This is a genomic window from Streptomyces sp. MK37H (assembly GCF_018035285.1).
In the GTDB taxonomy this organism is placed as follows: domain Bacteria; phylum Actinomycetota; class Actinomycetes; order Streptomycetales; family Streptomycetaceae; genus Streptomyces; species Streptomyces endocoffeicus.
The window spans coordinates 1-2,132 of record NZ_JAAAYH010000756.1 but is presented as its reverse complement, the minus strand read 5'-3'; the positions used below and the strand labels follow the sequence as shown (position 1 = coordinate 2,132).

At 69.4% G+C, this 2,132-nt stretch carries 2 protein-coding genes; both read left to right on the top strand.

The window, feature by feature from the left end; genetic code table 11:
• Positions 1–97 precede the first annotated feature (97 nt).
• Positions 98–1,477, top strand: a complete 1,380-nt coding sequence (locus GWI24_RS43575) for an MFS transporter (protein WP_210951545.1) — start codon at positions 98–100, stop codon at positions 1,475–1,477.
• 37 nt (positions 1,478–1,514) lie between these two features.
• On the top strand, positions 1,515–2,132 hold a 618-nt coding region (locus GWI24_RS43570), incomplete at its 3' end, for an HAD-IA family hydrolase (protein ID WP_210951544.1).

Here is a 2,132-nt window from a genome sequence, read left to right as displayed (position 1 = left end):
CGTGTGTGTCCACCGAATGCTTGATCCACGATGCCCGCCACCGCCCCGGCATCGGCCCGCGCCGCAGCGCCCCTCCTCGTCCCCAGGAGATGCAAGCATGTCCCTTCCCAGAACCTCCCACGAGCCCTCCCGAGAGCCCGTCCAGGGCTCCGCCGCCACCCTGGACAACGCCCCCGTCACCGCCTTCCACCGCAGAATGGTCGCCGTCGCCATGGGTGGTCCGTTCTGCGACGGCTATCTGCTCGGCATCATGGGGGTGGCGCTCAGCCTGATCACCCCGGCCCTGGACCTGGACACGATGTGGACCGGGCTGGTGGCGGCGTCCGTCCTCGTAGGTGTCTTCCTCGGCGGTGTGGTGTTCGGCCCGATCACCGACCGGGTGGGCCGCCATCTGATGTATGTGCTCAATCTGGTCGCGTTCGTGATCGGCTCCGCGCTGCAGTTCTTCGTCACCGAGGCGTGGCAGCTGGTGGTGCTGCGGCTGTTCATCGGCATCGCGATCGGCGCCGACTACCCGATCGCCTCGGCCCTCACCACCGAGCTGGTGCCGCGCCGGATGCGCGGCCCCGCGCTGTCCGGGCTGGTCCTGGCCTGGTGGGTGGGGTACGGGGTCAGCTTCTGGGCAGGCTGGCTGCTGCTGGGCACCGGCGACGACGACTGGCGCTGGATGCTCGCCTCCGGCGCGGTCCCCGCCGTGCTCTTCCTGCTCCTGCGGGCGGGCGTTCCCGAGTCGCCGCGCTGGCTGGCGTCGCGGGGACGGGTGGAGGAGGCCAGGGAGGTCGTACGCCGCCACCTCGGCCAGGAGGTCAGCGCCGAGGAACTGCTCGCCGAGGTCCGTCAGGACCGGCGTGGCGGCTCCGGCCTCGGCAACCTCGCCGAGATGTTCCGCCGTGGCTATGGGATCCCCGCGCTGTTCTGCTCGCTGTTCTGGATCTGTCAGGTGGCGCCGGCCTTCGCGGTGCGGTCCTTCCAGCCGCAGATGCTGGAGTCCTTCGGGGTGACCGGCACCTTCGGCGCCAGCGCGCTGATCACCACGCTCGCGGTCGCCGGAACGGGCCTGGGGCTGGTCGTGGTCAATCGCGTCGGCAGGCGTCCGCTGCTCATCGGCAGCTTCCTGTGCGTCAACGTCTCCCTGATCGCGCTCACCGTGCTGCCACTGCACTACGCGGCCCTCGTGGTGGCCCTCTTCGCCGCCTTCCAGTTCTTCGAGGCGGCGGGCAGCGGGCTGCAGTTCGTCTACCCCAGCGAGCTGTTCCCCACCGATCTGCGGGCCACCGGCGTCGGCGTCGCCACCGCCATGAGCCGGGTGGGCTCCGCCTCCAGCACCTTCCTGCTCCCGATGGCCACCGCCGACCTCGGGGTCCGCGGCACTCTCGCCATCGGGGTGGCCATCACGCTCATCGGCCTGGTGGTGTCCGTCGTACTCGCCCCCGAGACCAAGAACCTCGGCCTGGCCGAAGCCAGCAGCCGCGCCTGACGTTCCGTCAAAACCGCTCACCGGAAAGGACTCGTCCATGCGCAAGCTGGTCTCCTTCGACTGCTACCGCACGCTCATCAACTTCGACACCCGCACCGCCACCCACGAGATCGTCAAGGACCGGCTCGCCGAGCTCGGCGTGGACCCCGATCAGTTCCACCACGACGCGTATGTGATGCGCTTCCAGGGCGTCCTGGACGAGTACCTGCCCTACCGGGAAGTCGTCCGCCGTACGCTGCGCAATGTCATGACGCTGCACGGCCTGGAGTACCGGGACGAGGACGGCGAGGCGCTGATCGAGGCCATCAAGAAGTTCACCCCCTTCCGCGAGGTCCCCGACGCGCTGCGCCGCCTCAAGGGCGAGTACGACATCGCGATCCTCTCCAACAGCGAGGACGACCTGATCACTTACGCCGTCGAGGCGCTGGGCGTGGACTTCGACCATGTGCTCACCGCCGAGCAGGCCGGCGCCTACAAGCCGCTGCCGCAGGCGTTCGAGTACCTCATGACGGCCACCGGCCGCGGCCCCGAGGACATCATCCACACCGCCCAGGGCTGGGAGTACGACATCATGCCGACCAAGCGGTACCCGGGCATGCGGCGGATCTGGGTGAACCGCTACGGCTTCCCCGGCTCGGAGGCATTCCAGCCGTAC

Coding starts and splice junctions, on each gene's coding strand:
- GWI24_RS43575 (WP_210951545.1), top strand. CDS start 98: ATGTCCCTTCCCAGAACCTCCCACGAGCCCTCCCGAGAGCCCGTCCAG.